Annotated in this window: 25 protein-coding genes (1 of these 25 running past the window's edge); 11 read left to right on the top strand and 14 right to left on the bottom strand. The window is 64.8% G+C overall.

Annotation, left to right across the window (positions count from 1 at the left end; genetic code table 11):
• A partial coding sequence (locus K728_RS22980; protein ID WP_443110906.1) for an NADH pyrophosphatase zinc ribbon domain-containing protein occupies positions 1-595 on the bottom strand: 595 nt, incomplete at its 3' end.
• Positions 596-741: 146 nt separating this feature from the next.
• Here K728_RS22980 and K728_RS22660 point away from each other — a divergent pair.
• Together K728_RS22660 and K728_RS22655 are read left to right on the top strand one after the other, a co-directional pair.
• On the top strand, positions 742-1,497 hold the full coding sequence (locus K728_RS22660; RefSeq protein WP_443110907.1) for a macrolide 2'-phosphotransferase: 756 nt from the start codon (positions 742-744) through the stop codon (positions 1,495-1,497).
• Between the two features lie 10 nt (positions 1,498-1,507).
• Positions 1,508-2,026: a hypothetical protein gene (locus K728_RS22655; protein ID WP_337587482.1), complete on the top strand. Its 519-nt coding sequence runs from the start codon at positions 1,508-1,510 to the stop codon at positions 2,024-2,026.
• 34 nt (positions 2,027-2,060) lie between these two features.
• Here the strand turns inward: K728_RS22655 and K728_RS0102565 are convergent, their stop codons facing one another.
• From K728_RS0102565 to K728_RS20370, 3 genes are read right to left on the bottom strand one after another with little or no spacing between them, the layout of a single operon-like run.
• The gene (locus tag K728_RS0102565; protein ID WP_024475744.1) at positions 2,061-5,489 is read right to left on the bottom strand and encodes an ATP-dependent helicase; all 3,429 of its coding nucleotides are present in this window, start codon (positions 5,487-5,489) and stop codon (positions 2,061-2,063) included.
• Positions 5,486-8,722: an ATP-dependent helicase gene (locus K728_RS0102560; protein ID WP_035746870.1), complete on the bottom strand. Its 3,237-nt coding sequence runs from the start codon at positions 8,720-8,722 to the stop codon at positions 5,486-5,488. The genes K728_RS0102565 and K728_RS0102560 overlap by 4 nt, the downstream gene beginning before the upstream one ends.
• Positions 8,719-9,147, bottom strand: coding sequence for an MGMT family protein (locus K728_RS20370; RefSeq protein ID WP_024475742.1), 429 nt, complete (start codon positions 9,145-9,147; stop codon positions 8,719-8,721). The genes K728_RS0102560 and K728_RS20370 overlap by 4 nt, the downstream gene beginning before the upstream one ends.
• Positions 9,148-9,211: 64 nt before the next feature.
• Between K728_RS20370 and K728_RS0102550 the strand changes: the two genes are divergently transcribed.
• The 4 genes from K728_RS0102550 (at position 9,212) to K728_RS0102535 (ending at position 12,743) form a co-directional block, all read left to right on the top strand.
• Entirely contained in the window at positions 9,212-9,898 is a 687-nt protein-coding gene (locus K728_RS0102550) for a 3'-5' exonuclease (RefSeq protein ID WP_024475741.1), read from the top strand.
• 213 nt (positions 9,899-10,111) lie between these two features.
• Entirely contained in the window at positions 10,112-11,086 is a 975-nt protein-coding gene (locus K728_RS0102545; RefSeq protein WP_019481677.1) for a methionine ABC transporter ATP-binding protein, read from the top strand.
• Positions 11,086-11,832 carry a methionine ABC transporter permease gene (locus K728_RS0102540; RefSeq protein ID WP_019481676.1) on the top strand — a complete coding sequence of 249 codons (747 nt, stop codon included), beginning with the start codon at positions 11,086-11,088 and terminating at the stop codon, positions 11,830-11,832. Before K728_RS0102545 ends, K728_RS0102540 begins: the two co-directional genes overlap by 1 nt.
• Positions 11,833-11,903: 71 nt before the next feature.
• Positions 11,904-12,743 (top strand): MetQ/NlpA family ABC transporter substrate-binding protein, encoded by an 840-nt coding sequence (locus K728_RS0102535; RefSeq protein WP_019481675.1) that lies wholly within the window; start codon positions 11,904-11,906, stop codon positions 12,741-12,743.
• Between the two features lie 99 nt (positions 12,744-12,842).
• On the opposite strand, the gene hemL is transcribed toward K728_RS0102535, so the two are convergent.
• From hemL to hemE, 9 genes are all read right to left on the bottom strand, one after another.
• A complete protein-coding gene (hemL, locus tag K728_RS0102530) occupies positions 12,843-14,168 on the bottom strand; it encodes a glutamate-1-semialdehyde 2,1-aminomutase (protein ID WP_024475740.1) in 1,326 nt (441 codons plus the stop codon).
• 3 nt (positions 14,169-14,171) lie between these two features.
• Positions 14,172-15,149, bottom strand: coding sequence for a porphobilinogen synthase (gene hemB, locus K728_RS0102525; RefSeq protein WP_019481673.1), 978 nt, complete (start codon positions 15,147-15,149; stop codon positions 14,172-14,174).
• Positions 15,146-16,078: a uroporphyrinogen-III synthase gene (locus K728_RS0102520; RefSeq protein ID WP_019481672.1), complete on the bottom strand. Its 933-nt coding sequence runs from the start codon at positions 16,076-16,078 to the stop codon at positions 15,146-15,148. Before K728_RS0102520 ends, hemB begins: the two co-directional genes overlap by 4 nt.
• 44 nt (positions 16,079-16,122) lie before the next feature.
• Positions 16,123-17,076: a hydroxymethylbilane synthase gene (gene hemC, locus K728_RS0102515; RefSeq protein WP_019481671.1), complete on the bottom strand. Its 954-nt coding sequence runs from the start codon at positions 17,074-17,076 to the stop codon at positions 16,123-16,125.
• Complete coding sequence (locus K728_RS0102510) at positions 17,073-18,287, bottom strand: ferrochelatase (protein WP_019481670.1); 1,215 nt, start codon at positions 18,285-18,287, stop codon at positions 17,073-17,075. The genes hemC and K728_RS0102510 overlap by 4 nt, the downstream gene beginning before the upstream one ends.
• Positions 18,284-19,000, bottom strand: coding sequence for a hydrogen peroxide-dependent heme synthase (gene hemQ, locus K728_RS0102505; RefSeq protein ID WP_019481669.1), 717 nt, complete (start codon positions 18,998-19,000; stop codon positions 18,284-18,286). The genes K728_RS0102510 and hemQ overlap by 4 nt, the downstream gene beginning before the upstream one ends.
• 72 nt (positions 19,001-19,072) lie before the next feature.
• Positions 19,073-19,834, bottom strand: coding sequence for a protoporphyrinogen/coproporphyrinogen oxidase (locus K728_RS22650; RefSeq protein WP_337587481.1), 762 nt, complete (start codon positions 19,832-19,834; stop codon positions 19,073-19,075).
• Entirely contained in the window at positions 19,764-20,477 is a 714-nt protein-coding gene (locus tag K728_RS22645; protein WP_443110905.1) for a protoporphyrinogen/coproporphyrinogen oxidase, read from the bottom strand. The genes K728_RS22650 and K728_RS22645 overlap by 71 nt, the downstream gene beginning before the upstream one ends.
• Positions 20,478-20,545: 68 nt before the next feature.
• The gene (gene hemE / locus K728_RS0102495) at positions 20,546-21,607 is read right to left on the bottom strand and encodes a uroporphyrinogen decarboxylase (protein ID WP_026040926.1); all 1,062 of its coding nucleotides are present in this window, start codon (positions 21,605-21,607) and stop codon (positions 20,546-20,548) included.
• A gap of 202 nt (positions 21,608-21,809) precedes the next feature.
• Between hemE and K728_RS0102490 the strand changes: the two genes are divergently transcribed.
• A complete protein-coding gene (locus tag K728_RS0102490; RefSeq protein WP_019481666.1) occupies positions 21,810-23,132 on the top strand; it encodes a glutamyl-tRNA reductase in 1,323 nt (440 codons plus the stop codon).
• A 135-nt stretch (positions 23,133-23,267) separates the two neighbouring features.
• Here the strand turns inward: K728_RS0102490 and moeB are convergent, their stop codons facing one another.
• Positions 23,268-24,440, bottom strand: coding sequence for a molybdopterin-synthase adenylyltransferase MoeB (gene moeB / locus K728_RS0102485; protein WP_019481665.1), 1,173 nt, complete (start codon positions 24,438-24,440; stop codon positions 23,268-23,270).
• Between the two features lie 137 nt (positions 24,441-24,577).
• Between moeB and K728_RS0102480 the strand changes: the two genes are divergently transcribed.
• The 4 genes in view from K728_RS0102480 to K728_RS0102465 are tightly spaced (at most 60 nt apart) and all read left to right on the top strand, a layout consistent with a single transcriptional unit that may run on beyond the window.
• The gene (locus K728_RS0102480; RefSeq protein WP_237715215.1) at positions 24,578-25,198 is read left to right on the top strand and encodes a TetR/AcrR family transcriptional regulator; all 621 of its coding nucleotides are present in this window, start codon (positions 24,578-24,580) and stop codon (positions 25,196-25,198) included.
• A gap of 60 nt (positions 25,199-25,258) precedes the next feature.
• Positions 25,259-25,483 carry a DUF3107 domain-containing protein gene (locus K728_RS0102475; RefSeq protein ID WP_019481663.1) on the top strand — a complete coding sequence of 75 codons (225 nt, stop codon included), beginning with the start codon at positions 25,259-25,261 and terminating at the stop codon, positions 25,481-25,483.
• A 29-nt stretch (positions 25,484-25,512) separates the two neighbouring features.
• Positions 25,513-25,815: a hypothetical protein gene (locus tag K728_RS0102470; RefSeq protein WP_019481662.1), complete on the top strand. Its 303-nt coding sequence runs from the start codon at positions 25,513-25,515 to the stop codon at positions 25,813-25,815.
• Positions 25,816-25,870: 55 nt separating this feature from the next.
• Positions 25,871-26,860: the 5' portion of a protein adenylyltransferase SelO gene (locus K728_RS0102465; RefSeq protein ID WP_024475737.1), read on the top strand. Its footprint extends 477 nt past the window's final position; only the first 990 of its 1,467 coding nucleotides appear in the window; its start codon is at positions 25,871-25,873; its stop codon lies off the right edge, out of view.

The following is a 26,860-nucleotide window of genomic DNA, read 5'->3' as shown; positions in this document are numbered from 1 at the left end:
CCGATCCCAGGAGCAGCCGATCGGCGTCGTCCACCACTGCGACGATGATGGCCGGGTCGGTCCTGGGGTAGTGGCTCGACTCATCGGCTGGACAGCGCCGCACCCAGCCACCTTCAACAACCTCTGTCAACGCCCCACAACGGGGGCAGTGGGTGTGCTTCGCATGCCAGTTCGCAATCGACGCGGCCTGAACGAAGATGCCCGCGTCCCGGCCGGAGAGAGCCAGCGCCACCTCTCGGAGGCCCAGCCAGCTCGTGCCGTCAAAAATTTCGTTGTCCATGGATTCCAGCACTGCGAGCAGAATGTGGGTACCGGTCGGAATGCCGCCGTGATCGGGATCGTCGGCGAGGGTTCGCCCCAGGTAGACCAAGGTTTCCGGACGGCTAACGGTCGCCGAATCCACGAACAGGAGGTTCCCGTCAACAACTGGGGATTTCCCCTGGGCGATGAACATCACACGCGTGGTGGGAGCACCCCACAGCTCATCGAGCAGCAAGGGACTTGAACGCAGCGCCCCTCCACGGTCCAGCGCCACCCGCGCCAGCGGTAGCGCTCCGAAGGACGGAAGGGTGGGAATCCGGAGGGTTTCGCTCATGGTTCTACGGTACGTTCTCGGTCCCCCAAAACACATTTCAGTACCACTTTTGCTGACCGCGGTGGCAGCTTCTGACGACTCGCCGACCGGCAACGGCTCTTTCTGGGAAGGACAGCCCTACCGTTGAGGATGTGAAACGGACACCCATGGAACTCGCGGCGATTGCCAGCGCCGCCGTACCCGGGCTTACCCCTACCGGGGTGGCAGGCATCCCCGACGATGCCGCGGATTTCGAATCGGCGCTGCTAGTCGACGACTCCGGGAAACAGTGGCGGGTACGGTCCCCTAAACACCCCGACGCGTCAATGAGGCTCGAGACTGAACTGCAGGCGTTGAAGGCATTCACACCCGCGATCAGGGCGGAGCTGCCGTTCCTGGTCCCCCACATCGCGGGGACACTGCGGCAGGGCGAACTGTGTACCTTCGTGTACGCGCATCTCGAAGGTTCCGTCCGCGAGCTGGACGACCTGGCCGGTGGGGGGAATGAGCTGGTCAAGGAACTCGGGCGGATGCTCGCCGCGATCCACGATCTGCCCCCGCTGCTGGTTCATAACGCCGATCTGCCCAGCTACGAGGCAAACGAGTTCCGGCAACGGAAGCTGAACGAGCTGGACCAGGCCGCCACCACCGGCAGAATACCTGCGCATCTACTGCGACGGTGGGAACACGCGCTCGAGGATGTCACGCTCTGGCGGTTCCACGCGACAGTGGTCCACGGGGACCTTCACGAAGACAATCTGCTGATCTCGGCCGGTCGTGTCAGCGCGGTAACCGGTTGGACCGACCTGCGAGTGGGCGATCCAGCCGACGACTTTGCCTGGCTGCTGGCAGCCAGCAACCCAGGATTCGCCGACGCCGTCCACAACGCCTACGTCGCGGCTCNCTCGTGGCGAAGCCGCTGACCCGCACCTGATGCGACGTGCCGCTCTCGCCGCAGAATTCGCCTTGGCGCAGTGGTTGGTGCGGGGCGTGGCGATGAACAACTCCGAGATGATCACCGAGGCCGAGGACATGATGTCAACCCTTGACCGGGACCTGCAGGCCGAGGAAGCAGCTGCCGCCGCCTACCGGGCACAGCAGTCACAGCACCAGCCCGACACCACGATCGCCGACACTAACGGTGCCGACACTGACAGTGCCGACAACAACGGTCTGGACAACAACGGTGCCGACGGCGAGGTCGCGGAACCCGCCCTACCGATCGACGACCATTCGGTGGCTGGGGAAACTATTGAGGACGACGGCGGCGACACTTCGGGCTTCGACGACGGCGATCCTGGCACTGGCACTGGTGCTGAGTCGCCGGATACTGATCGCGACGCGGGCAGCGAGTCGGCCAACACCACCGAGAATCCTCGCCCGTTTTCAGTCTCACCGGTTCCGGCCGACGACACTGAAACGTCGTCGCTGCCGATCATCAAGTCCAGCTGATCTTCCGCGGCAGTCGGCAGTAAGCGCTGGCAACCTAGTCCTGGTGCAGGGACGTCGCCCTGATAATGATGTCTTCGAGTCCTGCCTCGCTAGCCAGATCATGTGGTCGAATCACCGTATCGGTGCTGGCGTAATAAAACGCCGCTTGAACCGACTCCAGCGGAACTCCCTTCAACCGCGCCCAAGCCAACCGGTAGACAGCGAGTTGCACCGACCGCACCGTTAGTTTCTCCCGCGATGGCGGGGTGCCAGTCTTCCAGTCGACCAGTTCCCACGTTCCGTCGTCGTGCCGGAAGACCGCGTCGATACGTCCCCTAACCACGAGCGTACCCACCTTCGTTTCGATGGGGACCTCAAGTTCCACCGGCAGGCGGTGGGCCCAGGCTGACTGCCTGAAGGTAGCGATCATTCTGTCGAGGTCCAGGGCATCGTCGATATGGGAATCGGCACCCGGGGTTTCACCGAGGTCCAGCATGCCGCTGGTCCCGTAGTACTCCTCAATCCAGGTGTGGAAGGCTGTGCCACGCCGGGCTGCCATTCCGGGACGCCGCGGCACCGGCCGCCGAAGTTGACGGGCCACCGCAGCAGGATCATCGGATAGCTCCACCAGGAGGGACGCCGAGATGTGCGCCGGGAGTTCGACTTCTGAACTGCCGGTTGCCCGGGAATGCCGGGCCAGAGCCAGTCGTGTCTCCTCGGACCACCGCCCGCCAGCGCCAGCCGGCCCAGTTCCCGCGTTGGTTTCCGACGAATCGGATGCCGCGGCTGCCGCTGTCAGGACCGCAGCCGCTGCGGTCTCCATTTCCGGACGACGCGTGTGGAGCGGGTCTGTTGGCCAGGCGGCACGGGTTTCCGCCGCGTTGGCCGGGTTGTTGTCTCCTTCCTCCTCCTGGGTCAGCCATTGCAGCACAGCGAAGCCCGGCTGGTGGTGTTCGGCCAGGTCGAGCAGCTCAGTGAGGTAGGTGGACACCGGGGTGGGTTTGGTCCGGCCGCCACCCCAGGCCGAAGACGTGCAGACCAACACGTGTTTGGCCCGGGTGAACGCGACGTAGGCAAGCCGGCGTTCCTCCCGCTCGGCGTGGTAGCGTGCCTCCGCGGTGAACTCCTTCTCGCTGGCAATCCACGAAACCTGATCCTCCTGGTCCCAGTCCCAGTGCGGCAGTTCTCCCGCGTCTCCCCTGAGATTCCATGGAATAGCCGAGTCACCGCTGCTCCAGCGCGAGTCGGATCCGCTGGGGAAAGCACCCTCGTTGAGCCCCGGGACAATGACGATGTCCCATTCCAGTCCTTTCGCGGCGTGCACGGTGAGGAGCTGCACAGCATCCCGGTTGGTCTCGAGTGCGGTGACCGGCAACCCATCCTCTTCGGCATCTGCTGCCTCAAGCCAGGCCAGGAACGCGGCCAGGTCCACGCGTTCCGCCGTCGAGCTGAATCCGGCGACGGCGTCCACGAAAGCGTCAAGGTTGCGCCGTGCCTCATGGATCCCCACCCGCGGTTTGGCTGCCACCTCGATGTCGAGCAGGATGCGACGTTCCACTTCGTTGATCAGGGTGGTGAGATCGTCCCCGACGAAGTCCCTGAGCACCCGCAATTCGTCGCGGAGACGAATGAGCCGGATTCGTCCTTCACCGCTCAGCTCGCGTCCGCTGTTTGAGACCCAATCTGCCGGTGGGAGATGGTCAACTGCCTCGACCAGACTGCCCAGTTCGACAGTGTCGGGCAGCACCGTGTCGGCCTCCTGCCCGGCTCCGGCTCCGACGTCGTCGGCCGGTTCGGTGGCGGGCGTGGACCAGAGCCTACGTCGGGCCAGTTGCCTGGACCAGTCACCCAGGGCCATGATGTCTGCCGCGCCGATCCGCCAGCGGGCGCTCGAAAGCAATCGCAGCAGGGAATCGGATCGATCCGGGTCGCCGAGCACCCGCAGCACTGCGAGCAGTTCAACGATTTCGGGTGTGCGGAGCAAGCCCCCAAGTCCCACAATCTGCACCGGAATGCCACGCTTCGCCAGTTCCTGACGGATGGGTTCAAACTGCCGCCGCCCACGGCATAGGACTGCGACGGTCGGTTTGAGCGCCCGGCCCTCGGCACCGACCTCAAAACCTCGCCGTCGATGGTGCTCCACCTGGTCCGCCAGGGCAGCGGCCTCACCCGTAACCGTTTCGCCGTCCAGCTGTACCGATGCTTCGCACAGGTACCTACCCAGATACACCTCCCCCACTCCTGCCCGGGGTTTCGGTTCCAGCGGAGGGACGAACAGGGTAGAGCTGCGCAGCCAGCTGGGTTGACGATTGAGTTCGGAGGCAACAGCGTTGGCTGCCGCGAGAATACTGGTGCCGTTGCGCCAGGCGACCGAAAGGTTGGCGACCAATGAAGGGCGTAACCCGTCGTCGGCGGTGAGGGGGAACGTGGTGCGGAACGTTCCCAGTTGACCGGCCGAAGCTCCGCGGAAACCATAGATCGACTGGTGGGGGTCCCCCACAGCGGTCACCGCCCGGCCGTCGCCGAAGAGCTTCGAGAACAACACCATCTGCGCAAACGAGGTGTCCTGAAATTCGTCCAGCAGGACTACCCGGAATTTCTGGCGCTCCATTTCCACCGCCTCGGGGATGTCGCTGACAATCCTTGCTGCGAGAGCAACCAGATCACCGAAGTCCAGCTGCCGACGGGTGTGTTTGGCATCTGAATAGTGTTCGACCAGTTCGGTGACGGTCACCCGGGTTCGCAGTTTGTCCAGCAGCCTGGCAACAGCCTGTGCCGGGCGGCGCGTTGTGCCCGCCGCGTATTCCAGCTCACCGACGGCCGAGATGTGTTCCCTCAGCACCGCCCTCACTTCGGCCGGTGTCACCAGATGTTCAGCGCATTCCCCGGCCATGGTGAGGACCGCCTTGACCAGGGTGGACTTCGCGGCACTGAAATGCTCCCACTCCCCCTCATACGCTTCCACCACGGAACTGGCCAGTTGCCAGGCCTGTGCAGCACCGAGCAGCACCGAGTCCCGCTCCACCCCGATGCGCAATCCATAGTCCTGGACAATCGAGTTGGCGTACGAGTGATAGGTCGACACGCTCGGGTCTAGCCGGTCCTCGTCGGTGCCTTCATATCCGGCGGCGTCCAACGCTGGGTACAGTGCCGACAATTGCTGCCGGATCCGGGTGGACAACTCTCCGGCTGCTTTTTTGGTGAAAGTTACACCCAGGATCTGCTCCGGCCGGACCAGTGCGTTGGCTACCAACCAAACCACCCGGTCAGCCATGGTCTTGGTCTTACCTGATCCGGCGCCCGCAATGACGAGCAGCGGTTCGAGCGGCGCTTCAATAATGGTGACCTGATCTGGTGTGGGGTACTGCACTGGTGAAGTGGGATCACGGTGCAGTAGTTCAGCGAGTTCTCTGGCAGAAAACCGCTGGGCCACCCGATTGGCGGGCACTCCACCAGTTGCGACCGGGGCTGCTGCGCTGCTCATTCGGTCACCTGCCGTCCCTCTTGGCACAGCGGACAGATTTCGGGCAGTCGACAACCTGACCCACCGTGGCCTGATCGCTTCGGATCATGCACCGTATCGAACTGCGCTGACGACATGAGACGTGCTGCTTCCTCGATCATTTCCCGGGCCCACCCATCATCGGCCGCCAGGGCGGGTTGCTGCTGGACTCCCGCTTCCTTGCGGGTGGTTCCCAGCTGGACCAGGGCGGCCCCACCCGATCCTGCGACCTGCCCAGCAGAGAGTGCCCCCTCATTCACGGCGACCTGGTAGGAGGCCAACTGCGGGTGCCGGTCCAGATCCGCCAGCGAGGGCGAGGACTTGCCGGTTTTCAGGTCGACTATGACCAGCCTGCCCTCAGCATCGATTTCCAGCCGGTCGATCTGCCCCCTCAATCTCGCGACGCGCGGGGCATCCCCGATTGCCACCTCCAGGTCCACTTCGAAATCGACCTCAGTACCGACCAGTGACCGACCTGCCTGCCGCATCGCAATCACGTAGCCAGCGAGCTTCCGCACCATCTGTTCGGCACGCTGAAAATCGATCCTCCCCTCCCAGTTCTCCTTCATCCCGAGGGAAGGCCAACGGCGCTGCAACTCCTCAACGTATTGACTACCGGTGGCATCCGGGAAGTCCTGGGCAATGCTGTGCACCAGCGTTCCCAGAGACCGCGCGAAGTCCATCGTCGGCTCACCGCCGACCGCCGATACGAACCAGTTCAACGGTGATTTCAGGACAGCATCAACCTTGGAAGGAGACACCGGGATGGGCTGGTCGCCGGGCACCACCGGTGCGCTGGAGGAGAGCTCCTGGAGGCCCCACCACTCACGGGGGTGGGCTCCCGGCACCGTAGGAGAATGGTTGACCATAGCGCCCAGATGGTGGGTCGCTTCCCGAGAGAGTTCAGGGTATGCGGTCGCTTGCTGGGCATACTTCCTCAGTTCAGCCACGAGCGCGCGCAGCGTCAGCGGGCGTTGCACCTCGGTCCGGGACCGTTCCAATTGACCGGGGGGCAACGGATCCACCAGGTCCAGGAACGGTGAGGGCTGTGCCTCATCGGATGCCACGGCACAGCAAATCAATTCTTCGGTGGCCCGGGATACGGCGACCGAGAAGCTGCGAAGCTCGTCGAAGCGGATCTCCTGCATCAGGATCAACGGGTCGCGGTGCCGGCGAAAATCCGCTCCGTAATCCATCAGCGCGGTGAGTTCGCCTGAACCGAGCAATTCCCCTCTGAGCCGCAGATTGGGCCAGGTCCCCTCCTGGATACCTGCCACGATCACCACCGGCCATTCCCGACCGGAAGCGCTGGCGGGGGTGAGCAGCGCCACGGATTCCTGGTTCTGGGCGCGCGGCGCCAACGTGTCCATTGGCAGTTCCTGGCTGGTCAGGTACTCGAGGAACCGGGCCGGCGCCGCCCCGGGCACCTGGTCGACGAACCGTTCGGCCGTCTGGAACAGGGCCACTACTGCGTCGAGGTCGCGGTCCGCGTGGGCAGCGGACGCTCCCTCGGCAACCGCTGAGTCGGCCCATTGAGTTGACCACCCTGAGGCCTCCCACAGCGCCCACAACACCGTCTCGGGGTTCGCTCCCTCCGCCTCAAGAGCTGACGTTCCGGCTGAGATCATTCGCGCGACCCTTCGTGCCGCTTTACCGCCCTGCATCCCTGGGCCAATCAGCGAGGGGTCGGTGAGTGCCTCAACCAGCAACTCGTCGCTGGTCCTCCCCCGGCCGGCCGCCACTTCCGTCTGGCGAAGGCTCTGCCGCAACCGGCGGAGCTCAAGTGTCCCCGCGCCGCCCACCCGTGATGATAGTAAGGACACGGCTAACGCCGCATCCAGGGTCACCTGGCCCAGGACGACCCCAAAAATGTCCAGTAACGGCTTCACCGCTGGTTCGTCACGAATGGCCCGCTCCGCTGCCGGAACGTTGACCGCAATCCCCTGTCCGGTCAGATAACGCTGAAACTCGGCCAGTTGGGCCCCGGTCCTCACGATCACTGCAATGTCGCCGAGACTCCGTCCCGCGAAGAGTTGTGCCTCAAGGATCCGTTGTGCCACATACCGCAGCTCGTGGAATGAGGAATCCACCAGATGCGCGGAGACCAACCCCACCTCATTGAGAATTGTTGGGCCCTGCGGTGCAGGCTCCAGCGTTCTGTACGCGCCCGCACCGCCGACGACCGAGATGCGCGAGGCGACGTTTTGCCATGCCTCCGCCAACGGCCCGGTTAGCCGGTGGGAGGTCCTGAGCGCAACCGTCAGCAGCTTGGTGTTCCCCGTGAGGTCCTGTGCCAGTCTGCCGGTCAGCTCAGGCCGGGCGCCCCTGAAACCGTGGACGACGGTGTCCGGGCACGACGCCACGAGGACGTCGCTGTCCCTGCCCAGCAGGGTGAACAGGGCATGGACAGCCGCGTTCGACTCCTGGTAGTCGTCTACGAGAATGAGCTGCAGCCGGGATCGCTCCTGTGCCAGCAGCTCCGCGTCGACCTCCAGCAGGTTCCGGGCCGCGGTAAGCACGCCCGCCGGGTCGAATGCCTCGGGCATCCGCAGATCCAGGATGTCACGGTACTCCTGGTACAGCTGGGCGCCCGCTGTCCAGTCTGGACGGTTGAAACGACGCCCCAGGTCAGCCAGTTCATCCGGATGCATTCCGTACTCGCTGACCCGGTCGAAAAGCTCCCGCACCTCTTGCCTGAACCCTCTGGTGGGAAGGGCGAGGGTCAAACCCTCCGGCCACCCCAGCGGTGTCGCCCCGGGACGGTTGTGACCGTCCAGGAGCTCCTTGATGATTAGGTCCTGTTCCGCGCCGGAGAGGAGACGGGGGCTGCGAATCAGCTCGGGGATCCGTCCCTCAATTCGCGCCCTGCGGATCAGGTCAAAGGCATAAGACGCCCAGGTCCGTGCTGGTGCTGCGCTTAGGCTGCGGTTCAGGCGGGAGGTCAACGCGTCACGAAGCCGTGCTGCGCTCAGGCGGGACGGCGCCAGCATCAGGACTGAGGCCGGATCCAGCCCGTCCTGATCGATCCGCCGCACCGCCGCTTCGACCAGCACGGTTGACTTGCCGGTCCCTGGGCCGCCCAACACCAGCACCGGTCCGCTACCGGCGCCAAGAGCAACGATTTCTGCCTGTTCAGGGCTAAGGACCGGCGCCGTGGCTGACGGTTGCCCGGCCCGCGCATCTCCTGCTGTTACCAATCGTGGTCTAGCGTTCATGGTTTCAGCCAATCATGGGGGTCTGACGTTTTAGGGATCGGCTCCGAACCCCCGGCCAGTGCGGAACGGGTCACCTCGATTGCACCCCGTTCGGTTTCGGCTGGGTTCCATCGGGCCGCAGCCATCTCGATCGTGTACCCCGGCTCCGCCCGGGTCTGGGATCGGGTATCCCCGCTGGTTCGCAGCGGGGTCCCCTCAGCCACATAACGGGGTAAAGCCTCTGCGCTGTGGCCGAGCGGAGGAAGGCCGCTGGCGCGGACCACCCGCCACCACGGCGTACCGTCGCCGCACCGGGACATTGCGGCACCGACCTGCCGGGGGCCAGCGCACTCCAGCAGCTCGGAGATGTCGCCATAGGAAAGGACTGAACCGCCAGGAATCATTCCTGCTATCTCGTACACCGCCTCGGCGAATTCATCATTCATGAATTCCAGCCTAACCGGACCCACCTCACCCGAAATGTCGGTGCTGGAGGATAGCGTCAAAGGCATGGATAGCTGGCATCACCACCCACGAGCGGCCTTTGACCTCGAGACCACTGGACGCGACCCGCTGGCGGCCCGGATTGTCACCGCGTCGATAGTGCTGGTGGACGCGGATGGCTCAGCGCTTGAGCAACATGAGTGGTTGGCCGACCCCGGTGTTGAGATCCCCCTGGAGGCTGCAGCAATCCATGGGGTCAGCACCGAGCGGGCCCGTGCCGAGGGCCAACCGGTGGCCCGGGTAGTGCAGGAAATCGCCGCAGTCCTGAATCGTCTGTTCACAGCGGGAATTCCCGTCCTGGCTTTCAACGCACGCTACGACTTCACTGTGCTGGCCAGTGAAGGTGCCCGGCATGCGGTACCCGTACCCCATCCGTTCCCGGTCCTCGACCCGTACATCATGGACAAGCAGGCTGATCGTTTCCGCCGTGGAAAACGGACCCTGACAGCTATGTCTGAACACTATGGGGTGGCGTTTGAAAACGCCCACACGTCGGCCGCGGATGTGCTGGCAACCTTGCAGGTCGCGGCGGTCCTTGCCGAACGCTTCCCGCATCTGCAACGTCCTGCAGGAGTACTTCATGCATCGCAGGTGGTGTGGGCGGCCCGGCAGGCCGCGAGCTTCCAGGAATACCTCCGCCGCGAGGATCCGGCGGCAGTCGTTGAAGGGCGCTGGCCCGCTATCGCCTCCTAGGGACATCACGGGAACGCCGCCGCGAGTCCATTTTTCCGAAGATTCTTCGATCTGGAGGCGGGGATGCCCCAGACGGCGCCCGATGAGTGATTCAGGGCACTAAAGTTCAGTCACTTCTTTCATGCGTGTGATGATAGCTTGGGCGTCGATCGATTCGCCCTCCGGCCGTGATACACCCGATCATCCGGCCGTCGCCAGCAACCATGAGGGCCCATGATCACAGTTTCCGACCTGCGTAAGACCTACCAGCAGGGCAGCCGCACCATTACCGCCCTTGACGGGGTGAGCCTGACCGTGCCCCGCGGGTCGATCCACGGCATCATCGGTCATTCCGGTGCGGGAAAGTCGACCCTCGTGCGGTGCCTGACCCTGCTGGACCGCCCCACCTCCGGGTCGGTCACCATTGACGGTCGTGAACTGACCGCTGTCAAGGATTCAGAGATCCGCACTGCGCGCCGTCGAATTGGAATGGTCTTCCAGCACGCCAACCTGATGGATTCCCGCACGGCTGCCCAGAATGTGGCGCACCCCCTGGAACTGGTGAAGACCCCCAAGGCAGATATCTCATCCACGGTGGCACGTCTCCTGGATCTGGTGGGATTGGCTGGCTTCGCCGATGCCTACCCGTCGCAGTTATCCGGTGGCCAGAAGCAGCGGGTGGGTATTGCCCGGGCGCTCGCCTCCGATCCCGACGTGCTGCTCTGCGACGAGCCCACCTCGGCACTCGATCCAACCACCACTGACGACATCCTGGATCTGATCCATAACCTCACTGACACGCTGGGCTTGACGGTGCTGATCATCACCCATGAGATGAACGTCGTGAAGCGCATCTGCGATTCGGTATCGCTGCTGGAGGATGGCCGGGTGGTGGAACATGGCAGGCTGCAGGACGTGGCGGCCCAGCTCGACGGAAAACTGTCACGGGCGCTGCTGCCGCTACCAGCCCATCGGCCAGGAAGAATGCCAGCGCTCGAACTGCTCCTAGCGGGGGATGTCGCGTCAGGGCCGGTCCTGTCCGATCTGGGCCGACGGTTCGATCTGAGCATCAATGTTCTGGCTGGCAGCGTCGAAAATCTCGCCGACAGCCGCTTCGGCCGGCTACGAATCGAAGTGAGTGAGCTGGCGCCAGTCGAAGAAATGCTGCAGTACCTGCAGTCCCAGGGCGTCGCGGCAAAGGTGGCATGATGGATTTTTTTGATCAGCTCTTCACTAACCCAGGCATCACCCGTGCCCTGCCCGAAGAATTCGCAGCAACGATGCAGATGATCGGCATCTCGGGCTTCTTCACCCTTCTGGTGGGGTTGCCGTTGGGCGTGTTTCTTTCCGCCAGCGCCCCCGACGGGTTGCGGCCGATGCCCCTGACCAACAAGGTGATCAGCGGCGTCGTCGTCAATATCACCCGTTCCATTCCGTTCGCCATCCTGATGGTGTCACTGATCCCGCTCGCCCGGCTCCTGACCGGCACCTCGATCGGACCGGTTGCGGCATCGGTATCACTAAGCATCGGCGCCATCCCGTTCTTCGCCCGACTGGTCGAAACCTCCCTCCGCGACGTCAGTTCAGGCAAGATCGACGCTGCTCTCGTGATGGGTTCCACCCGAATGCAGGTGGTGACCAAGGTGCTCCTCCGTGAGGCGCTCCCGGGTCTGATTGCCGCGTTCACGACGACGCTGGTCACCCTGGTCGGCTACTCGGCGATGGCGGGCATCATCGGCGGCGGTGGTCTCGGCCGACTCGCCTACAACTACGGCCTTCAACGGTTCGACACCACCGTCATGGTGGTGGTAATCATCATCATCGTCCTCATCGTGCAGGCCATTCAGCTCGCCGGGGACTGGGCTGCGCGCCGGGTGGATCACCGCTCGGCAGCGACGGCCGGGAGCGGTAAACGGCTGCGTCGCAAGGCTGCGGTCCAGGTGGTCGGCAGCTGACGCCGTCGCCGTTCCCAACACTCACTGCCTGCACCTACTTTTGTACGCCCCTTGAAAGGAAACCTGTTCTATTGCGTAAGTTACTCACCCTCGCTGCTACCGGCGTCGCTGCTACCCTCATGCTGAGCGCCTGTGGCGGTTCAGCCGACACCGAGGTCGTCTCCTCTCTGGATCCCGCCAACCCGCAAACCATCACCGTTGGGGCGAGCCCGCAGCCCCACGCCCGGATCCTTGAGTTCGTCGACGAGAATCTCGCCGAGGAAGCGGGACTCGACCTCGAGATCACTGAGTTCGACGATTACACCACCCCGAATATCGCGCTCAGCGACGGTGACCTGGACGCCAACTACTTCCAGCACCTGCCGTATTTCAACAGCCAGGTCGAAGGCCAGGGGTACGACTTCGCCCACGGCGAGGGCGTCCACATCGAGCCGTATGCTGCCTTCTCCGAGCAGCATGAGGACGTCTCGGACATCCCCGAGGGCGGACGCATCGCCATCACCAACGACCCCTCCAATCAGGCCCGCGCACTGACGCTGTTGCAGGATGCCGGGATTCTTGAGGGCATTGCCGAGGACGCCTCAGTACTTGCGCTCTCCGACGAGCAGAACCCGATGGGCCTGGAGTTCATCGAGAACCAGCCCGAACTGCTGCTCAACGATCTCCAGGACCCCAGCGTTGACCTGGCCATCATCAATGGCAACTACATTCTCGACGCGGGTCTCAGCACCGCTGATGCCCTCGTCGTTGAATCGCTTGATGGCAATCCCTACGCCAATTTCCTGGCCTGGAACACCGCTTCGGACGGTGATGCACGGATCGCGAAGCTCGAGGAGCTGTTGCACTCCCCCGAGGTCAAGGCCTACATCGAGGAACAGTGGCCCAGCGGAGACGTCGCTCCCGCGTCCTAGCCCACACCAGGGAACCCCGCACAGAAACGGCTTTCGTTTCCGTGCGGGGTTCCCTTGTTTGTGCCTGGGTGTCAGCCGACAGGCGTCAGCCGACGGGCGTCAGCTTACGGGCGTCGCTCCTGCTGCGGCAGCCGCAGCAGCAGGCAACGCGTCGTAGATCCGGTTCATGGCTGCGTCGTCGTGCGCGGAGGACAGGAACCACGCCTCAAAGACGGACGGCGGCAGATAGACACCCGACTCCAGCATTGAATGGAAGAACGGGGCGTAGCGGTAGGAGTCCTGGGCCAGCGCGTCGGCGTAGTTGTGGACGCCGCCCGCCGACGTCCCGAAGGCCACGCTGAACAGGTTCCCTGCCCGCTGGATGGAATGGTCGACGCCGGCGCGATCCAGTTCGGTGGAGAGCGCGGCTGACAGTGCCAGGGAGTTCGAGTCGATCTGCTGGTAGACATCAGCGGTTGCATGGCTCAACTGGGCAACCCCGGCGGCCATTGCCAGCGGGTTCCCGGACAGGGTGCCCGCCTGGTACACGGGTCCCAGGGGAGCCAGGTAATTCATGACGTCCTCGCGACCGCCGAGGGCTGCTGCGGGGAGCCCGCCTCCGATCACCTTCCCGAAGGTCAGCAGATCGGGGGTCCATGCTTCCTCGGCGCCGGCGGCGCCTCCGGTGAGGCCCCAGTATCCACCCGGCCCCACCCTGAAGCCCGTGAGAACCTCGTCGACAATGAGCAGCGCGCCGTGGGCGGCGGTGATCCGGGACAGGCCCGCATTGAAGCCCGGCCCCGGTGTCACTACTCCCATATTGGCTGGTGCGGCCTCGGTAATGACAGCGGCGATTGAATCCCCGTGGTCGGCGAAAGCTGCTTCGACGGCTGCCAGGTCGTTGTAGGGCAGCACCAGGGTTTCCGCTGCGGTCGCGGCGGTGACCCCGGCCGAGCCGGGGAGCGCGAGGGTCGCCACACCGGACCCGGCTGCTGCCAGGAGGGAATCCAGATGACCGTGGTAGCAGCCAGCAAACTTCACGATCAGGTTGCGGCCGGTGAACCCGCGGGCCAGGCGGACCGCCGTCATCGTCGCCTCGGTACCCGTGGACACCATCCGCAGCCGTTCCACCGCTGGCACCCGATCCTTCACCAGTTGAGCCAGGTCAGCCTCGGCCGGGGTCGACGCGCCAAAGGACAGGCCGTTGTCCGCCGCACGGTGCACCGCGTCCAGCACGGCCGGGTGGCCGTGTCCGAGCAGAGCCGGACCCCAGGAACATACCAGGTCGACATACTCGCGACCGTCGGCGTCGGTGACGTGGGGGCCTTTGGCCGAGACCAGGAAGCGGGGGGTGCCACCGACCGATCCGAAAGCCCGGACCGGAGAGTTGACCCCGCCCGGCATGAGGGTTTGCGCCCGTGTGAACAATTCTTCTGAAACGGTCATGGTTTACTCCTTTAGCCAGCCGGCAAGTTCGGCGGCCCAGTAGGTCAGGATGATGTTCGCCCCGGCGCGTTTGATGCCGAGAACTGATTCTTCGATAGCCCGACGACGGTCGATCCAACCATTCGCAGCGGCGGCCTCGATCATGGCGTACTCCCCCGAGATCTGGTAGGCGCCCACCGGCACAGGAGACAGCGCCGCAACATCAGCGAGGATGTCGAGGTAGCTCATTGCTGGTTTGACCATCACCATGTCTGCGCCTTCCTCGAGGTCCAGTTCGACCTCCAGGAGTGCTTCGCGGCGGTTTGCTGCGTCCATTTGGTAGGTTCGCCGGTCGCCCTTGAGCTGCGAATCGACTGCCTCACGGAACGGGCCGTAAAAGGCTGACGCGTATTTGGCGGCGTAGGCCAGAACGGCAGTTTCCTGATGCCCTGCCTCCTCAAGCGCCTGACGGATGACTGCCACTTGACCGTCCATCATGCCTGACGGACCGAGAACGTGCGCCCCGGCGTTGGCCTGGGCGACAGCCATTTCGGCATACACCGCGAGCGTCGCATCGTTGTCGACCGTTCCGTCGGACGCGAGCACGCCACAGTGCCCATGGTCGGTGAATTCGTCGAGGCAGACATCGCTCATGACCACCAGGTCGTCTCCCACCTCAGCCCGAACGTCAGCGATCGCCCGGTTCAGGACGCCGTCCGGGTCAAGCCCTGCGCTGCCCGTCGCATCGCGCTGGGCGGGGATACCAAAGAGCATGATCCCGCCGACACCCAACTGGACCGCCTCCGCGGCTGCACGCTTCAGCGACTCGGTGCTGTGCTGGACCACTCCGGGCATCGAGGAAATGGGGTGCGGGCTGGTGAGCCCCTCGCGGATGAACGCTGGCAGCACCAGTTCGGCGGGGCTCAGTCGGTGCTCGGCGGTCAGGCGCCTCAGCGCCGGAGTGGTCCGCAGCCGGCGTGGTCGGTGTTGGGGGAAACTCATGGGTGCTCCTCTTCTCTTGCAGTCAGCTTTTCACGTTCGGGGTGGTCCTGCATCGCGGCTGCGATCGCATCGGCGATCCCCGCGGGCGTCGGGTCGGCTGCTACCGCGGCGATGGGGATACCGCACCGTTGCGCTTCAGCAGCAGTGCTGGCACCGATCATGACGGCGGCGAGTCCGGCCGGAAAGCCTTCGGCGGGTGAGTGAGTGGTCCGTTCGTTCAACCTGCGGACGGTGCTGGGGGAAGTGAACACCACGGCATCGATAGCGCCAGCTGCGACAGCTGTCCAAAAACCGGCTGGGTCCAGTTCGGGCAGCTCGGGGCACCTATCCGGGGCTTCCGGTCCGCTGGCTCCAGTTCCATCGTGTTCAGCGGGTCCGCCAGGTCCCACACTGGCGGTGATCCGACGCGACGGGTCCGCCGGGTAGGACACGGTACGGTACGCGGTGATTTGCACCAGGTCCCAGCCCTGACCGCTGAGTAGGCGCTCAAGGGTGTCGGCTGCAATGTCGGCTTGCGGGAGGAGGATTCGACCCTTGGGTGCCAGCCCACTGAAGGCGGCGGCCAGTCCGACGGCCGAACTCTCATGACCGGTCCGTTCAGGCACCAGGTCAGCCCTCAGACCTTCGGCGAACAGCGCCCCGGCGGTCGCCTCCCCCACCGCCGCGATGCGTGTGCCGGACGGGACCGCTGAGCCAAGCGCAAGTCCACGGCGAGCCAACTGCTGTTTCAGCGCCCGAACCGTGGTGCTGCTGGTCGCCACGAGCCAGCTAAACGCTCCGCCGGCCAGCTCATCCAGGGCAGCCTCGAGCAATGCTGAGTCTTCGGGAGTCTCGAAGTCAATCAGGGGCAGCAGTTGCACTGCGGCCCCGCGCGAGTGCAGCTCCCCCACCGTCCGGACGGCGTGCTCAGCACCTCGCAGCAACACCACGCGGACACCCTCCAGCGGGTGATTACCGGAAGTTGGGGCTGGGGTCATTGGGCGGTGAGCGGAGCAATGCTCGCGGCACCAGCGGCCAGCAGATCCTCGGCAAGTCCCACGCCCAGCGCATCCGCGCCATCGACTGAGAGGTCCCCGCCGGAACGAGCCAGCCGGAGCAGTTGGGATCCGTTAAGGCTGCACACCACAGCCTGCAGTGTAAGGACTTCGCCGGTCACCGTGGCGAGGGCCCCGATGGGGGCACTGCACCCTGCTTCGAGACGGCGCAGGACCGCCCGCTCGGCGGTGACTGCAAGCCGGGTGGTGGTGTGGTCGTAGTCCTTGAGGGCTGCAGCGAAGGGTGAGTCGACGGCGTCACCGGTCCGGCATTCGACTGCCAGTGCGCCCTGTCCGGGTGCAGGCAGCATCACTGCCGGGTCGATGAGCTCGGTAATGACGCTTTCGCGCCCCAACCGGAACAACCCGGCGGCAGCGAGCACCACGGCGTCGAGGTCACCCGGGCCCGACTCGCTCAGCCCGGCAACCCTGGCAAGGCGGGTGTCAACGTTGCCCCTGATGTCGATGACCTCCAGTCCGGGCCGTGCAGCACGCAGCTGGGCGGCCCGGCGCGGGGAACCCGTGCCCACCGTTGCACCGTCGGGGAGGGTGGCCAAGGTAAGCCCATCCCTGGCGCAAAGCGCATCACGGGTGTCAGCCCGTTCGGGAATGGCTGCGACGTTCAATCCCTCGGCGGGGACCGTTGGAAGGTCCTTGAGCGAGTGCACGGCAAGGTCGCAGCGGTCATCCAGAAGGGCATCGCGCAGCGCCGCAACAAACACGCCGGTTCCCCCGATCTGGGTGAGTGAACCCTTATGCACGTCACCCTCGGTGCGGATCCGGACCAGCTCGTGGACTGCGCCGCTGAGCGAGCCGATCCGCTCGGCAACCGTGGTGGTCTGGGTGAGCGCCAACGCACTGGCGCGGGTGCCCACCCGCAGGGGCCCGGTCACGAGGCGGGTGCCGTCCCCGGTAGTCCGACAGTCGAGTCCGCCGCGGCGACAGTGGGCTTGGGGCCCCTGCGGTTGGCGCAGCAGTTGGGCCGGCAGACATCGAACCAGGGTCCCAGGTTCGTGGCGGATGGCCGGTCGGCGATGTTGTTGTCCACCGTGCGTTCGCAGACCAGGTCGATCAGGCCCGCGACAAACTTGTCGTGGGTTCCCGGGGTGGGGACCCGCTCGGCGAGGACGCCCAGATCGGCGCAGGTCTCAAGGGCCTCGGTGTCGAGGTCCCATTTCACTTCCATGTGGTCGCTGACAAATCCGAGCGGAACGATGACGACGCCCTTGGTGCCCGCCGCGGCGAGATCCTTGATCGCATCGTTGATGTCGGGCTCCAGCCAGGGCACGTGCGGGGCGCCCGACCGTGATTGGTAGACAAGCGACCAGTCGACGCCGGCGGATTCCGGCACCCGGTCGAGCACAGCCTGGGCTGTGGCCAGGTGCTGGGCGACGTAGGCACCCTCGGCGTAGGCGGGCCCGCCGTCGGCCTCACCGTTGACCCGCGGCCCTGCGGCCTCGGCGTCGCCGGTGGGGATCGAGTGGGTGGCGAACAGGATATGGATTGGGGCGTCGGTTTCACCGCTGTCGGTCAGCTTCTGGCGCAGCGCTGAAAGACCGTTGGTCACACCCTCGACGAACGGCTCGACGAAACCGGGGTGGTCGAAGTATTGCCTGACCTTGTCTACCTCAAGCTTGCCTTCGAGGCCGGTCTCAACCAGGGCCATCCCCAGGTCTTCCCGGTACTGGCGGCAACTCGAGTAACAGGAGTAGGCGCTCGTGGTGACGGTGAGCACGCGGCGGTGTCCGGCGTCGTACGCCTCCTGCAGGGTGTCCGCGATGAACGGCGCCCAGTTGCGGTTGCCCCAGAACACCGGTAGATCGATGCCCCGGTTGGCCAGTTCGGCTTCCATTGCCGCCTTCAGCGCACGGTTCTGGGCGTTGATGGGGCTGATGCCGCCGTTGGCGCGGTAGTGGTGGGAGACCTCCTCGAGGCGTTCGTCGGGGATGCCGCGGCCACGGGTGACGTTCCGGAGGAAGGGAATGACATCTTCCTGACCCTCGGGTCCGCCGAAGGAGGCGAGCACAATGGCGTCGTAGTTTTTGGGCGCCATCCGCCCGTTGTCGTCCACGCCGTCGAGCGGGTGAAAGGCCTGAGCGGTCATCGGAGCACCTCTGCAATCCCGGCGGTATCGATCCGCCGTCCGGTGTAAAAGGGAATTTCGTCGCGCACGTGCCGCCTGGCCTCGGTTTCGCGGAGGTGGCGCATCAGGTCGACCAGGTCGACCAGGTCGGGTGCCTCAAGGGCGAGGATCCACTCCCAGTCGCCGAGGGCGAAGGAGGAGACGGTGTTGGAGAGGACCTGAGGGTAGTCACGGCCCTTCAAGCCGTGGTCGTACAGCATCTCGCGGCGCTCTTCCGACGGGAGGATGTACCAGTCATAGGAGCGGACAAACGGGTAGACACAGACCCATTCGGCCGGTGCCACGCCGCGTGAGAACGCCGGGGAGTGGCTCTTCGAGAATTCAGCGGCCCGGTGAACGCCCATGGCGGACCAGACAATCTCGGCCGTTGCGAATTCGGTGGTCCGACGGATCTTCCGGACGGCGGCCTGCAGTGCTTCGGGCTGGGAGCCATGCAACCAGACCATCACATCGGCGTCTTCGCGCATTCCGGAGACGTCGTAGAAGCCGCGCAGCGTCACCCCGTCGGCGTCGAGGGACTCGATGACCTGCTCAAGGGAGCCGGTGGCGGAGCCCTGTGTCACAGCGCTGCGTTTGAACACCGTCCACAGGGTGAAGAACAGCTCAGCCGCGGCGTCGTCGGCGGTGGCTGTTGAAGGATTTTGCGTGTGCTCCGTGCGGGTTTGCTCACTCATGGTACTAGTCTGCCCCTCAGTGAGGAGCAAACCGAAATCTGAGGTTCTACTGCGCGTAGAAAGTCGCGAAGATCACAGACCAGTTGGGTCGCTGGCCTGCGGGGCCAACCGATCAGCGAGGGCTTTGGCTCTCACCCTGGCGTCGTCGATGACGGCGACCAGACCTGTTCCAGCGAGCCACGCACCAGTGATTTCCAGGTGGCGTTCCGAGGCCGCGGCGGCACGAACCCGTGCCACCAGGTCACGGTGACCTACCGAAGCGTGGGGCAGGGCACCGTTCCAGCGGACCACTTTCCATCCCACCACGTCAGCTTCATCAATGGTGGTCTCGAGGAGCGCTGAGGCGTCGGCGAGCGCTGCCCCGTAGAGCGCGGTGTCGTCGGCCAGTTCATCGCCGAGCTGACCTGCCCGCCCGTAGGAAAGCCTGAGCACGTGGCTGCCCGGCCCCGCCTGATCCGCGAGCCAGGACCATTTCGCGGTGGCGTGGGTGAGCGCTTTGGCGCTGACGCCCTCAGCCCCGGCTGCTACCAGGACCCCGGTCCCCCGCGGGTGGGCATCGAGTTCCGGAACGTCGACGACGAGGGTCACCAAAGCCACCCCCGGAACCGCCTGGGGACGGTCCTCCCGCAGCCTTGGCAGTGCATCACCGAGAAGGTCGACGGCGCCTGGCCCGTCCACCGCCATCACCAGCGCCTCGGCTGCAATGGGGCCGCTGGCGGTGGTTACCGTCCAGCCCGTTCCCGACCGGGCGATTGAGAGCGCCTCACTGTCCGGCCTGAGATCGGCTCCGCCAGCACGAAGTTCGTCGGTCAACGCAGCTGTGAGTTGGGCCATGCCCCCGCTCAGGCCCCCGACGGCCGAGCCGGCGGNCGGGCGCTGCAGCGCGCATGGCGCCCACTGCCGCACCGAGCGATCCGTGGTGCTTCATCATTTTGCGAAGTCCGGGCGCCACGGAATCAACGTCAAGGTCATCGGGATCAGCCGAGAACACTCCGCCAACAACCGGCGCAACCAGGCGGGTGAGGACGTCGATGCCCATCCGGGCGCGCACCACCTCGCCCAGGCTGATTCCCTCGTCTTTGTACAGGCTGCCCAGCGGGAGCACCTTGTCCAGTGATGCCCGCAACGCCCCAGCCCTGCCGATGGCCCGCACGATCTCGGGGTCGAGTACATCCGCGGGAATACCGAGGATGCCGCTACGAGGCAGGGGCATGGCACTGTGCTGGGGGTCTTTGCCGGGGAACCTGATCCACGCTCCCGCCGGGTTAGGGATGACGAGGCGGTCGGCCAGGCCAAGCTGACGTGCCAGGGCGGGCACAGTGTCCGAACGGGTGGAATACGATTCAGCTCCGCTGTCAAGCCTTAAGCCCGCCACCTCGTGGTCGGCCACGCAGCCGCCGAAGGCTGATGACCGTTCGAGGACCGTCACGGTCAGACCGCGGGCCAACAGCTCGCGGGCCACGATCAATCCGGCCATCCCGCCCCCAACAACAACGACGGGTTTACCCGGCGTTACGCGTGGGGCACTGCTACGGTGCGGCATGGTTACGGTTCCACCGAATGGATGAGTTGAACAATCCTTGTCAGGACCGCCGGGTCGGTTTCAGGTGGCACGCCGTGGCCGAGGTTGACGACATGGCCGGGGGCGGCCGAACCCGCCTTCAGCACGTCGAGCACGTGGGCCTCGAGGACCTCCCACGGAGCTGAGAGCAGCGCCGGGTCAATGTTGCCCTGCAGGGGAACTGCGCCACCGAGCCGACGATTGGCTTCGTCGAGGGGCAGCCGGTAGTCAACTCCGACCACATCGACACCAACATCATGCATTGCCACCAGGAGTTCCGAAGTACCGGTTCCGAAGTGAATCAGAGGCGCTCCGAGGCCTCGCACAAAGTCCAGCGCCCGTCCGGACGCCGGGGCGACGTGCGCCTGATAATCGGCCAGGCCCAGTGAGCCTGCCCACGAGTCGAAAAGCTGGGCGGCACTCGCCCCAGCCTCCAGCTGGGCCTTCAGGAACTTCCCCGAAGCGTCGGCAGCCCAGCGTGTCAGCGCACCCCAGGTTTCCGGATCGGCATGCATCATGGTCCGTGGGCCGAGGTGATCCCGGGACGGTTTGCCCTCAACCATGTAGGCGGCGAGGGTGAAGGGGGCGCCAGCGAACCCGATGAGCGGGGTGCTTCCGAGCTCAGCGACGGTCAGGGCGACTGCCTGCCGGATAGGTTCGAGCGCTTCATCGGTCAGTTCCGGAAGCGCTGCAACATCCGCGGCGGTGCGGACTGGTGTACCGAGCACCGGTCCGACCCCTGGCACAATATCGACGTCTACGCCGGCCAACTTGAGCGGGATGACGATATCGGAGAAGAAAATGGCGGCGTCGACGTCGTGCCTGCGAACCGGCTGGAGGGTAATTTCAGAGGCCATCGCCGGATCGAGGCACGAATCGAGCATCGCCGTCCCCTGCCGCAGTGCCCGATATTCGGGCAGGGACCGACCGGCCTGGCGCATGAACCACACCGGACGCCTGCTGGGACGCTCACCGCGGTAGGCCGAGATCAGCGGCGAGGAGGAAGTCCGGCCATCTACCAGGGGGTGTGTTGCACTTAGAGTCATATCTCGATTGTGCCAAGTTCGGGCGGTTTCGGTTAACCCACCGGACACCAGCGGGGCTTGCCCCTCTCCGGGGGCCGGGCAAAAGCGCTGGCCGGGTGGCGAACCTCACCCCGCCGAGGATCGCCGGAACGGGCGAAAAGACGCCGAACTTAGGCAAACCTATTCATGCCTTGGAAGCACGTTTCGCTATGCTGAGTGAGCTGTGGTTTTACTATCTCTGGTTGCAACCCATTCCGATGTGGACTTGGAAACCGTCGCCCGACTAAGTGTCGGCGCCGACCAAGTCGCATCCGCCGTGCTCGCTGACGGGCCCGCCGTCTCAGGGGCGGTCACCCTGGCCACCTGCAACCGCCTCGAAATTTACTGTGATGCCGCCTCCGCAGACGACGTCGAGGCTGCACGCTCTGCAGTCATCACCCGCATCAGCGGACTGTCCGGGTTGCCGGAAAGCTGGGTATCCTCGGCGTTCACCACACGCACCGGTGAAGACGTGGCCCGCCACCTGTTTGCCGTCGGAGCAGGCCTTGACTCAGCTGTGGTTGGCGAACGCGAGATCGCCGGGCAGGTCCGCCGGGCCCTGATCGAATCTCAGGCCAACGGCACCACCAGTGGCCCTCTCGTCCGGCTGTTCCAGGAAGCCTCTCGCACCGCCAAGGACGTCGGGGCGCAGACGGCTCTGGGCAGCCAGGGCCGGTCAATCGTTTCAGTGGCGTTGGAGCTTGCCGCCGATCTGTCGCTGACCCGCGAATTCACCGACAAGTCAGTGGTGGTGTTTGGGACCGGGGCGTACGCCGGTGCAACGATGGCCCTGCTGAAGGAAAAGGGCTGCACTGACATCTCAGTGTTTTCCTCCTCCGGGCGCTCCGAGGCTTTCGTATCCACCCGCGGTGGCGTAGCCCTCACCGCCGATGACCTTCCGGCAGCACTGGCTACCGCCGATATTGTGGTGGGTTGCAGCGGCAGCGACAACCGGGTGGAGGCCGCCGACGTCGAGCGTGTTCGCGCCAGCGTCGACAAGCAGCTCATCGTCGTCGACCTGGCCCTCAGCCACGACTTCGACCCGGCGGTGGGCTCCCTTGACGACGTCGAACTGATTACCCTCGAGTCGGTCCGGCTCGCAGCGCCGAGCGAGCAGGCGGCAGCGCTCAGCCAGGCAAGTTCCCTCGTGGCCGAAGCAGCCCGCTCTTTCCAGGACCGGCAGAACTCACGGGCCATGGACACCGCTATCGTTGCCTTGCGGAAGCACACCCAGCAGGTACTCGAATCTGAGATGCAGAAAGTCAGGGCGCAACACGGCTGCACGGCCGCCGCCGAGGAAGTGGAGTTCGCGCTCCGCAGGATGGTCCGCCAACTGCTCCACGTTCCAACCGTGCGCGCCCGGGAACTGGCAGCCGAAGGACGACAGCAGGATTATGCGGCCGCCCTTGAAGCCCTCTACGGTATTGACCTTGAGGCGCCTGCCGACCAGTCGGCTGAGGCCAGCTGCCCGGTGCGGCAGGATCCGCCAGCGACGGGCACTGCGTAACGCTCGCAGTTTCGTTCGGGCGATCAAGTCGCTGCATCCCCGACCGCCCTGGACCGCCTCCGCCGTTCATTCCGGGGCAAATCCACCACAGCTGCACAAGTGTTCGACGACGGCGCCTGACTTCTGGCTGGGGGCCTAGTAGACCGGCTTGTCGGGCTCGATCCGCTTGACCCATTCGAGGATGCCGCCGTCAACGTTGTAGACCCGGGAATGTCCTGCCGTGCGAAGGTGCTGCACGATGTCAGCCGACCGGCTGCCCGCCTTGCAATGCACATACACGTCCCTGTCACGGCTGACCGCCCGCTCCCCGGACAGGATTGAGTTCCTGGGCATCAGGGTGGCCCCGTCGATGCTGACAATCTCGTATTCACCCGGTTCCCTGACATCGATGAGGTCGAAGTCCCTGCTTCCACTCCCGCGTTCGCGCAGCAACTTGTCCAGTTCGACCACGCTGACTGAGGGCACACCGGGTGCCTTCCCGGTCGGCAGACCGCAGAACGCCTGATAGTCGATCAGCTCGGTTACTGGGGCCGCGTCTGGATCCCGGCGGACCCGGACCTCGCGCCAGGTCATTTCCAGGGCGTCGAAGATCAGTACCCGACCCAAAAGGGAAACCCCCGTGCCGGTGATGAGTTTGATCGCTTCGTTGACCATCACCGAACCGATCTGCGCGCAGAGGACGCCGAGAACTCCACCCTCGGCGCAGGACGGCACCGAGCCGGGCGGCGGGGCATCCGGGTAAAGATCACGGTAGCTCGGACCGTGCTGAGCCCAGAACACACTCACCTGGCCGTCGAACCGCAGAATCGACCCCCACACATAGGGCTTGCCGAGGATTTCCGCGGCGTCGCTGACCAGGTAGCGGGTCGCAAAATTGTCAGTTCCGTCCAGGATCAGATCGTATTCTGCGAAAATCTGCAACGCGTTGCTGTTGTCCAGGCGCACCACATGCTGTTGGACGGTCACCAGCGGGTTCAGCTCCGCGATGCTCTCCGCAGCCGACTGTGCTTTCGGCTGCCCAACGTTCGACACCCCGTGAATGATCTGCCGCTGCAGGTTCGAAACGTCGACGACGTCGTCGTCGACAATCCCGATAGTGCCCACGCCCGCTGCCGCCAGATACAGCAACGCCGGGGAGCCCAGCCCGCCGGCCCCGATCACCAGCACCCGGGCGTTCTTCAACCGCTGCTGGGCGGTCAGACCAAAACCGGGAATGATCAGGTGGCGGGAATACCGTTCGGTCTCCTCACGCGATAGATCTGCATGCGGGGCAACCAGGGGGTCAAGCCCTGCTACAGGTGAGCTCATGCATCAAATGTATGCCCGTAGAACTATCGGAGGCCAGCCGTGCCATCCCGAGGTTACCCGCGGGTAAACTGGTGGCTACTCCCCCGGGCCATCGCCCCAGAGTGAACCCGTCCCAACGATCAAAGGCCAAACCAAGCGTGAGCGCAGAAGCACCGACCGGCGGCAAAGCCACACGCCTCCCGCGAGACGAGCGGAGGCGTCAGTTGTTGAACGCTGCCCACGAAGTGTTTGTTGCCAACGGGTACCACGGTGCCGCGATGGACGAGATCGCCGAGGTGGCCAAGGTCAGCAAACCGGTGTTGTACCAGCACTTCCCGGGCAAACGGGAGCTGTATCTGGCACTGCTGGAGAATCATTTGGCTGAGCTGACCGCACTGCTTGTCGAGGCGCTACAGTCCACCAGCGATAACAAGCTGCGGGTCCACGCAACCATGCGCGCCTATTTCCAGTTCATCGCCCAGGACAGTCAGGCCCACCGGCTGGTGTTTGAATCTGACTTGTTCAACGACCCCGACGTCAGTGGTCGGCTCGAGGAGTTCAACGCCCGGTTCGCTGATGCCATCGCCGGTGTTATTGCTGAAGATACCCACCTGTCCCATCTGGAAGCCACCCTTCTGGGACACGGCCTTGCTGGTATGGCGCAGGTCAGTGCACGGTACTGGCTGGAGACCGACGGCACCATGGACATCGATGCTGCCAGTGAGCTGATTTACCGTTTAGCTTGGCGCGGAATCAGTCGCTTCCCCAAGGAAATCTAGAGTAAGTTCCAGTGAGGGCACTTACCCACCCAGTTACCGCAACATCAGGAGGAAACCGCCATGGAAATCAAAATTGGTATCCAGAACGTCAATCGGGAAATCGTTCTCGAATCCGAGCAGACAGCCGACGAGGTTGCTGACATTGTCGCGAAGGCCATGAACGGCGGGGCTGAACTGCGGCTGGCCGACAGCAAGGGCCGCCACGTGATCGTCCCCTCGAACGTTCTCGGCTACGTTGAAATCGGTGCCGAAGAGTCGCGCCGGGTAGGGTTCGGGGCACTCTAAACGGGTCTTGAGGGCGGGCGGGGGCGACCATGCTGACACTGATCGCCGTCGCTGCCGCGACCCTGGTGATCGGCTTCGCCGTGCGGATCACCGACCGACGACATCAGCGATACAACCCCCTGGTCCTTCCCGGGATTGCCCTGGTCTCGGGGCTACTGGGATGGATCGTCGTGCAGTTCACGGGGCTGGGGTATGACCCGACCCTCTTCTGGCTCAGTTGGGCCCTCCCAATTCTCGCGTCGACACTGCTCACCATCGCCATTGCCTGGTGGCTGGGACGACACCGTGAAACGGAAGAAGCGGAGGCGTTCAGGAGAGTGGCTGATGATTAGCGTGGAAAACTTATTCGGGCTGCACCCCGCCCGGTGCCCGCTGTACGCTCGTTAGATGAGTGTCGCACCGCAGCTAGCCGTTACCCTCGACGACCGTTTCGCTCGGGAACTGAGCGAAATGGCTGTTCCCTGGCAGGCCGACGAAGCGCCTGATCCCCGGTTACTGGTCCTCAACGTCCCACTCGCAGCCCAGCTGGGGCTCGATTCGGAGTCGCTGCGGACCGCCGAGGGTTCGCGGCTTTTGACCGGCACTTTGCTGCCGCCGGGTGCCACCCCGGTGGCCCAGGCCTATTCCGGCCACCAGTTCGGCGGATTCTCCCCCCGCCTCGGTGATGGCCGGGCACTTCTCCTCGGTGAAATCACCGATCCTGCGGGCGGGATACACGATCTCCATCTGAAAGGTTCCGGGCGCACACCGTTTGCCCGTGGGGGCGACGGATTGGCGGCCGTAGGACCGATGCTCCGCGAGTACCTCATCAGCGAGTCCATGCATGCCTTGGGTATCCCCACCACCCGGGCTCTCGCCGTCGTAGCCACTGGACGGCAGGTACGCCGCGAGACCCTCCTGCCAGGTGCCGTTCTCGCCCGGGTGGCTGGCAGCCACCTGCGGGTGGGTAGCTTCCAGTTTGCCCGGGCGACCGGCGACGTCGGCCTGATCCGCCGCCTAGCCGATCACGCGCTAGCCCGCCACTATCCCGGAGCCGCTCAATCCGAGCACCCCTACCTCGCCCTGTTCGAGGCGGTAATGGCTGCGCAGGCGGCCCTGGTGGCTCGGTGGATGCTGGTCGGGTTTGTTCACGGCGTCATGAACACCGATAACATGACCATCTCGGGCGAGACCATCGACTATGGGCCCTGCGCCTTTATGGATGAATTCAACCCAGCGGCGGTGTACAGCTCAATCGACGAGAGCGGGCGGTATGCGTACGCCAACCAGCCGGTAGTGGCCGAATGGAACCTAGCCCGGCTTGCTGAAGCCCTCCTGCCCCTCCTCCACGATGACCAGGAGAAGGCAGTCGCAATGGCCACCGACGCGCTCGGCGGG

It is taken from the genome of Arthrobacter sp. CAL618, assembly GCF_000468215.1.
GTDB lineage: Bacteria > Actinomycetota > Actinomycetes > Actinomycetales > Micrococcaceae > Arthrobacter_D.
Note: the sequence above shows the minus strand (reverse complement) of the source record. Positions and strands in the feature narration are given on the sequence as shown.

Excerpts from the sequence above, each read along its gene's own strand:
- K728_RS22655 (WP_337587482.1), top strand. The coding sequence starts at position 1,508 with ATGCGACGTGCCGCTCTCGCCGCAGAATTCGCCTTGGCGCAGTGGTTG.
- K728_RS0102565 (WP_024475744.1), bottom strand. The coding sequence starts at position 5,489 with ATGAGCAGCGCAGCAGCCCCGGTCGCAACTGGTGGAGTGCCCGCCAAT.
- K728_RS0102560 (WP_035746870.1), bottom strand. The coding sequence starts at position 8,722 with ATGAACGCTAGACCACGATTGGTAACAGCAGGAGATGCGCGGGCCGGG.
- K728_RS20370 (WP_024475742.1), bottom strand. The coding sequence starts at position 9,147 with ATGAATGATGAATTCGCCGAGGCGGTGTACGAGATAGCAGGAATGATT.
- K728_RS0102550 (WP_024475741.1), top strand. The coding sequence starts at position 9,212 with ATGGATAGCTGGCATCACCACCCACGAGCGGCCTTTGACCTCGAGACC.
- K728_RS0102545 (WP_019481677.1), top strand. The coding sequence starts at position 10,112 with ATGATCACAGTTTCCGACCTGCGTAAGACCTACCAGCAGGGCAGCCGC.
- K728_RS0102540 (WP_019481676.1), top strand. The coding sequence starts at position 11,086 with ATGGATTTTTTTGATCAGCTCTTCACTAACCCAGGCATCACCCGTGCC.
- hemL (WP_024475740.1), bottom strand. The coding sequence starts at position 14,168 with ATGACCGTTTCAGAAGAATTGTTCACACGGGCGCAAACCCTCATGCCG.
- hemB (WP_019481673.1), bottom strand. The coding sequence starts at position 15,149 with ATGAGTTTCCCCCAACACCGACCACGCCGGCTGCGGACCACTCCGGCG.
- K728_RS0102510 (WP_019481670.1), bottom strand. The coding sequence starts at position 18,287 with ATGACCGCTCAGGCCTTTCACCCGCTCGACGGCGTGGACGACAACGGG.
- hemQ (WP_019481669.1), bottom strand. The coding sequence starts at position 19,000 with ATGAGTGAGCAAACCCGCACGGAGCACACGCAAAATCCTTCAACAGCC.
- K728_RS22650 (WP_337587481.1), bottom strand. The coding sequence starts at position 19,834 with ATGGCCCAACTCACAGCTGCGTTGACCGACGAACTTCGTGCTGGCGGA.
- hemE (WP_026040926.1), bottom strand. The coding sequence starts at position 21,607 with ATGACTCTAAGTGCAACACACCCCCTGGTAGATGGCCGGACTTCCTCC.
- moeB (WP_019481665.1), bottom strand. The coding sequence starts at position 24,440 with ATGAGCTCACCTGTAGCAGGGCTTGACCCCCTGGTTGCCCCGCATGCA.
- K728_RS0102475 (WP_019481663.1), top strand. The coding sequence starts at position 25,259 with ATGGAAATCAAAATTGGTATCCAGAACGTCAATCGGGAAATCGTTCTC.
- K728_RS0102470 (WP_019481662.1), top strand. The coding sequence starts at position 25,513 with ATGCTGACACTGATCGCCGTCGCTGCCGCGACCCTGGTGATCGGCTTC.